This is a genomic window from Capnocytophaga sp. oral taxon 863 str. F0517 (genome assembly GCF_000466425.1).
Taxonomy (GTDB): domain Bacteria; phylum Bacteroidota; class Bacteroidia; order Flavobacteriales; family Flavobacteriaceae; genus Capnocytophaga.
In genome coordinates this window covers 162629-168776 of the sequence record NZ_KE992155.1, presented here as the reverse complement: position 1 = coordinate 168776, position 6148 = coordinate 162629, and the positions used below count along the sequence as shown (strand labels likewise).

The following is a 6148-nucleotide window of genomic DNA, read 5'->3' as shown; positions in this document are numbered from 1 at the left end:
TGAAAAGAATTGCCGCTTAAGTCGAACTCACGTTCCTTATAATCGGGTTCTACATGGATCAGTACCGATGCTATAGAGGGGATTTGCTCCTGTAGGGTATCCTTGAGCCTATGGGCAATATCATGACCTTCTTTTACTGTGATATTTCCATTGACAATCATGTGAATATCCACACAATAGGACATGCCTGTTTTCCTAATATGGCATTTTTCTATAGCCAATACACCTGTTACCTCCTTGGATAACAGCTTGATTTTCTGCAACAAATCGTCATACATATCCTCATCTAAAATCTCCCCAAGAGCAGGACGGAAAATAAGATAAGCATTGACCAATATAATACCCGAGGCAATCAATGCAGCCCAATCGTCCGCCGTTTCATATCCTTCTCCACAGAGTAAAGCAATACTAATCCCGATAAAGGCTGCTACAGAGGTAATAGCATCAGCCCTATGGTGCCAAGCATCCGCCTTGAGGGAGGTACTCCCCGTCTTCTTACTGTCTCTTAGGACAATACGAAAACTTATTTCTTTCCACAGAATAATCCCCCCTAAGAGCAGCAAGGTCCAAGCCTTGGGACTTTGGTGGGGGATAAGGATATTTTGGTAGCTTTGGTAAGCAATCAGTAGGGCAGAGGCGATCAGTAGTCCTACAACGAAAAAAGTAACCAAAGGCTCTATCTTTCCATGTCCGTAAGGATGGTTCTTATCGGCTGGTTTTTCTGCATATTTCAAGCCTATAAATACCAAGAAGGATGAAAATACATCGGAAATAGATTCTATCCCATCGGCAATCAAAGCATAAGAATTTCCCCATATTCCAGCACTGACCTTCACTCCTGCCAAAACCAAGTTGGCAAAAATGCTAAAAAAGGCAGTTTGGTGCGGTACCTTCTTCTCCATGACAGGTTTTTTAGAATTAAATTTACAGCTAAAAAGCAATACAAAGGTAGCGAAAAAAATCTACTTCTCTCATATATATTTTATTTTAATATTTAAATGATTGGTTTTCATATTATTATATATAGTTATATAAACTATATATTTCATTTATTTTAAAATTAATTTACAAATAATCGATTTTATAAATATGTATTAAACTACTTGTTTTCAGTAGGTTACATATATTTTTCTGTTTAAATATGATTTTTTTATTTATATTACATGATTTAAAAACATGATAACCATACAATTAATTGAATTTTTAAAGTAAAAAATAACAAATAATAAGGGAGAAGAGCGGGCTTGTATAGGCACCATATACAGAGGCATATGTTAGGCAATAAAGAAGTTTGGCACTATTTTTGATGTACAGTTATGGAAATTAAATAAGAATTCATGAAACAAATTTTTTCACTATTTTTCCTGTTGGTAGCAATGGTAAGTTCTGCACAGGAGATCAACTGGATGAGCATGAATGATGCTTTAGCAGCACAACAGAAGACACCAAAGAAGATATTCGTAGATGTATATACTACTTGGTGTGGCCCTTGTAGATTGTTGTCAGAGAGGACTTTCAAGAATAAAGATTTTGTAAAGTATATCAATGACAATTTCTATGCTGTAAAATTCAACGCTGAAGGCAATGAAGAGGTAAGCTACAAAGGAACTACTTATACCAACAGAGGTTATGATCCTGCCAAAGCTAATACCCGCAACTATCCTCATGATTTTGCAGGAGCCTTAGGGGTGAACTCCTATCCTACCATGCTTATTTTTGATGAAAAGGGAACTCCTATATTTCCTATTGTAGGTTATATGACAGCCACTCAGCTGGAACCTGTTATCAAATTTGTTGGTAACAATACTTATCTAACAGTAACCACTCAGGAGGCTTATGATAAGTATTTGAAGACATTCAAAGGAACTTTCAAGAATTGATTTCATATTTATTACATTTTTGATTTTTATCATCTCAAGGCCTGCCTTGAGATGATTTTTTTTAACCCTCAAAACTTTCTCTAAGAAAATTTGGTTAGTAATGAGAAAAAATGTACTTTTGGCAAAAAATTAAATTATGATACAACAAGCCTCTTTCATGGATTTTTTAGGGATGTTATTTACCATCTTTTTAGTGCTTGCTTGCTTATTTTGGATAGGTATGCTGCTGATTCCTTTTGCTTTGCGTTTTCTAATCAAAAGACATATGAATACAGTAGAAAAGGAGCTGTTCCGAGATGCTCCTTTCCAAGGACAAAGTAATACCCAACAAACTTACTATCAGAGTCCCAGAAATACCCAAGCTAAATATAGTACATCCGGAGGAAATCAGCAGAAAAAAGATAAGAAAATAGTCGGAGAATACATTGATTTTGAAGAAATAGAATAACAGATGAAAGAAAAAATCCAAAAATTACTTCCTCATATGGCTTGTATATTGCTATTTATGGGGATATCCTTGGCTTTCTTCTACCCCGTTCTACAAGGTAAGGAGATCCAACAGAGTGATATAGTGCAATATATAGGCATGTCCAAGGAGCGGAATGACTTTCGTGAAGTCAGGGAGAGCTATTGGACAAATAGTGCCTTCGGGGGGATGCCTACCTACCAACTGGGGGCTGAATATCCGTACAACTATATCAAACAATTGGATAGAGCGATTCGCTTTCTTCCACGCCCTGCTGACTACTTATTTCTTTATTTCTTAGGCTTCTATGTCTTCCTATTGGCCATGAAAGTGCGCTATCGATATGCCTTCTTGGGAGCACTGGCCTTTGGGCTTTCCACCTATCTTATTATTATCCTTACGGTGGGGCACAATGCTAAGGCACATGCTATAGGCTATTTCGGGTTCGTTTTGGCAGGAATTGTCTTAGCTTTCCAGCGGAAATACCTATGGGCATTTCTGCTCACAACTTTAGCTTTAGCCTTGGAGATTAGTGCCAACCACTTCCAGATGACCTACTACTTACTGCTATTGGTTTTGGTTTTGGGAGCCTATGAGCTTTACCAAACCATTCTTAGCAAGGAGTGGAGGCCTTTTGTAAAATCTCTTTTTACACTTGTGGCAGCAGCCTTACTCGCTGTACTGATGAATGCCACTTTGCTACTAACGACCAAGGAGTACGAGGCTTTTAGTACTCGAGGAAAGTCGGACTTGTTGCTCAATGCTGACGGGACTCCTAAAGGACATACACATGGACTAAGTAAGGACTATATCACCGAATATAGCTATGGCGTGTATGAAAGCCTGAACCTGGTTGTACCACGCCTTTTGGGAGGATCCAATCATGAAAATTTGGGAGAAAAATCAGCTGTGTATGAACGACTTATACACAGTTATCCCAGAGAACAGGTACTGGAGTTCACCCGACACTTACCCACCTATTGGGGTGATCAACCCATAGTGGCTGCACCGGCTTATGTAGGAATACTCACTTTCTTTTTCTTTGTCTTAGCCCTTTTTGTAGTAAGACAAAGGGCTAAATGGTGGCTCTTGGCTGGGGTTATACTCTCTTTACTGCTTTCATGGGGGAAGAATTTCAACCTGCTCACCGACCTAATGATAGACTATTTCCCGCTTTACAATAAGTTCCGAGCCGTATCCTCTGTACAGACTATTTTAGAGTTCTGTATGCCTGTCTTGGCTATATTGGGACTTTATACTTACTTGACAGACGAGAAAAGAGCGCATTACAAACAATATCTGTACTATACTGGAGGTATCGTAGCAGGCCTTCTATTGTTACTTTGGCTTGCCAAAGGAAGTCTTTCTTTTGTAGGGGCCAGTGATGCCTATTATGCCCAAGCCTATGGAGAAGAACTGATGCAACTCATCAGGCAGGATAGAGAGGCTATGTATACAACCGATATTTTCAGAAGTTTTGCCTATGTTGTCCTTGCTTTTGGAGTGTTATATCTGTTTACTATAACTAAAATCAAAGAAAAAGTAGCCTTTGTGCTTATTTCTATTCTTTTGGTAGCTGATATAGCAGGAGTAACTACGCGCTATCTCAGTGAAGAGAATTACGCTTTCCCTTCTGAAAAAGAAAACTATTTCACCCTATCCCCAGAGGAAGAAAAAATACGAGAGGACAAGAGTTATTATCGAGTTTTTTCAGTTCAAGAAGGGCTCAATGGAGCCAGAACTTCCTATAACTTCCACTCCGTAGGAGGGTATCATGCCGCTAAGCCTAGAAGGGTACAAGAGCTATTCGATTACCAACTTTACAAAAATAAAAATAACCAAGTTCTTAATTTACTCAATGTAAAGTATATTTTACAAACAGACAGATCAGGTGCTATTCAAGTAATACAAAACCCAGAGGCACTGGGTAATGCATGGTTTGTAAAGCAACTTTCCGTCCTTGAGAATGCCGATAAGCTCATGCAGTCCTTGGATACCCTTTCTCCTAAGACACAAGCTGTAACTATAGACCGTTCTCTTAAGGATACACGCTACCCTGTAGACAGCTTGGCTTCTATTACACTAAAGAAGTATGAACCCGATAGATTGGTATATACCACTGAAAATCAAGCAGAAGGATTGGCCGTCTTCTCAGAGATCTATTACCCACATGGCTGGACAGCTGTTTTGGATGATACCACACCGCTTCCTATCCATCAGGTAGATTATATCCTCAGAGCTGTAGTTGTCCCCGCAGGGAAACACACACTTACCTTCACCTTTGCCCCCAAAATTGTGCAAACAGGTGGGTATATTTCCTTGGCTTCTACGATTGCCTTCGTACTTATTGCCATGGGCATGATTTTGACAAATAAAAAGTTACGCACAAAGGAATGAAAATATTATCTATATGGGTTCTGATAGCTATTCTATTTTCAGCTTGTGATACCCCTATTTTTACCCCTGAGGAGGACTTTGTAACCCCTTTTGAACTCTCAGAAGGTACTCCCAAGGTCTCTTATCAAGAAACAATTGATTTTTATAAAAAACTGGCCACTAATTATGGCTCTATTTCCCTTAAAACGATGGGAAAAACCGATAGTGGGATTCCCTTGTATTTGGTTGTATATAACAATGAGGGTGTTTTTGATTTCAACCGTATCAAAAAGGACAAACTCATTATCCTGATTGCCAATGGAAGTACCTCCGACGATCAGGAGGGGATTGATGCCAGTATGCAGCTCATGCGAAACTTAGCACAAAAGCAAATAGAAATCCCTGAAAATACGGTCGTGGCCACCATTCCCATGATGAATTATTTGGCACAAATAGAACAAGATCCATTTTTTAAAAATAATATCAATACCTTTATAAATAGAGACTTATCAGAGGATTTTATAGAAAATAAAAGCCTAAATACCCAATCTTTTGTAGCTATTTTCCACCAATTGTCCCCTCATATATTTGTAGATACTCGTACCCTAAAGGCTAAGAAAAATGGGGAAGTTCTCTATTTCCAAAGTGCCCCTACAGAAAATATGGGGAAGATAAGGTATTACCTTAAAGAAAATCTCATTCCACAGCTCAATGACTCCTTGGGGGGGCTTAGTAGGAGCGTGGATAGTATCGCTCAAAAAAGACTACAATATGACCCCATAGCTCTTAAAATCCCTGATACCTCTATTGGTTATACTTCTTTGTGGAACACTTTAGGGCTTTATATCGCTACACACAAGGGAATTCCTTACAAAAAGCGTGTCGAAGAACTCCATAGTGCCCTCAAGAGTATTATCTTAATTGCCAATTCACATAGGGAACTGATTAAGAATTTGCAGGAATTAGATAGTAAAGAACTACTACAACAGCAGAAATATATACTCTCTGAATCCAAAGATACAATTCATATTCCAGAGGCCTATATTATTCCTCAACTTTTTACAGATATGATAGCACATTTCAAAGATAATGCCATAGAAATGACCTCTATAGAGAAAGATTCACTTATGGATGTACGCTCTTATGTGCTAAAGACCACTAAAGATAGCTTGCCGCTACTGGATCTTCAGAACATAAGAAAGAAGCTGCTATCACAAAGGCAAAAAGTAGCTGTAAGAAAGGGAGATATACTGATTCCTACCCAACAGAGGGGACGTAAGTATCTGTTGGAAACCTTAGAACCACATGCCAATAACCGCTTTATGCGTACAAATACATTTCCTTTCTTATCTACACCTAAGGATAGCCTGTGGGTATATCCTATTTTTAGAATAGAAAATAAAAACACTAATTAAGCTTGTTTGAT

General features: G+C 38.5%; 5 protein-coding genes. 4 read left to right on the top strand and 1 reads right to left on the bottom strand.

Going from position 1 to position 6148, the window contains the following annotated elements; all coding sequences use genetic code 11:
- Positions 1-902 (bottom strand): cation diffusion facilitator family transporter (locus tag HMPREF1551_RS07820; RefSeq protein ID WP_021628554.1); only part of this gene is annotated, 902 nt, incomplete at its 3' end.
- A 435-nt stretch (positions 903-1337) separates the two neighbouring features.
- Between HMPREF1551_RS07820 and HMPREF1551_RS07815 the strand changes: the two genes are divergently transcribed.
- From HMPREF1551_RS07815 to HMPREF1551_RS07800, 4 genes are all read left to right on the top strand, one after another.
- On the top strand, positions 1338-1880 hold the full coding sequence (locus HMPREF1551_RS07815) for a thioredoxin family protein (RefSeq protein ID WP_021628553.1): 543 nt from the start codon (positions 1338-1340) through the stop codon (positions 1878-1880).
- A 136-nt stretch (positions 1881-2016) separates the two neighbouring features.
- On the top strand, positions 2017-2328 hold the full coding sequence (locus tag HMPREF1551_RS07810) for a DUF4834 family protein (RefSeq protein WP_021628552.1): 312 nt from the start codon (positions 2017-2019) through the stop codon (positions 2326-2328).
- A gap of 3 nt (positions 2329-2331) precedes the next feature.
- Positions 2332-4743, top strand: a complete 2412-nt coding sequence (locus tag HMPREF1551_RS07805; protein ID WP_021628551.1) for a hypothetical protein — start codon at positions 2332-2334, stop codon at positions 4741-4743.
- On the top strand, positions 4740-6137 hold the full coding sequence (locus HMPREF1551_RS07800; protein WP_021628550.1) for a hypothetical protein: 1398 nt from the start codon (positions 4740-4742) through the stop codon (positions 6135-6137). The genes HMPREF1551_RS07805 and HMPREF1551_RS07800 overlap by 4 nt, the downstream gene beginning before the upstream one ends.
- Positions 6138-6148: the final 11 nt, after the last annotated feature.

Bases quoted from the DNA above. Each gene is read 5' to 3' on its own strand.
- HMPREF1551_RS07810 (WP_021628552.1), top strand. From the start codon at position 2,017: ATGATACAACAAGCCTCTTTCATGGATTTTTTAGGGATGTTATTTACC.
- HMPREF1551_RS07800 (WP_021628550.1), top strand. From the start codon at position 4,740: ATGAAAATATTATCTATATGGGTTCTGATAGCTATTCTATTTTCAGCT.
- HMPREF1551_RS07815 (WP_021628553.1), top strand. From the start codon at position 1,338: ATGAAACAAATTTTTTCACTATTTTTCCTGTTGGTAGCAATGGTAAGT.
- HMPREF1551_RS07805 (WP_021628551.1), top strand. From the start codon at position 2,332: ATGAAAGAAAAAATCCAAAAATTACTTCCTCATATGGCTTGTATATTG.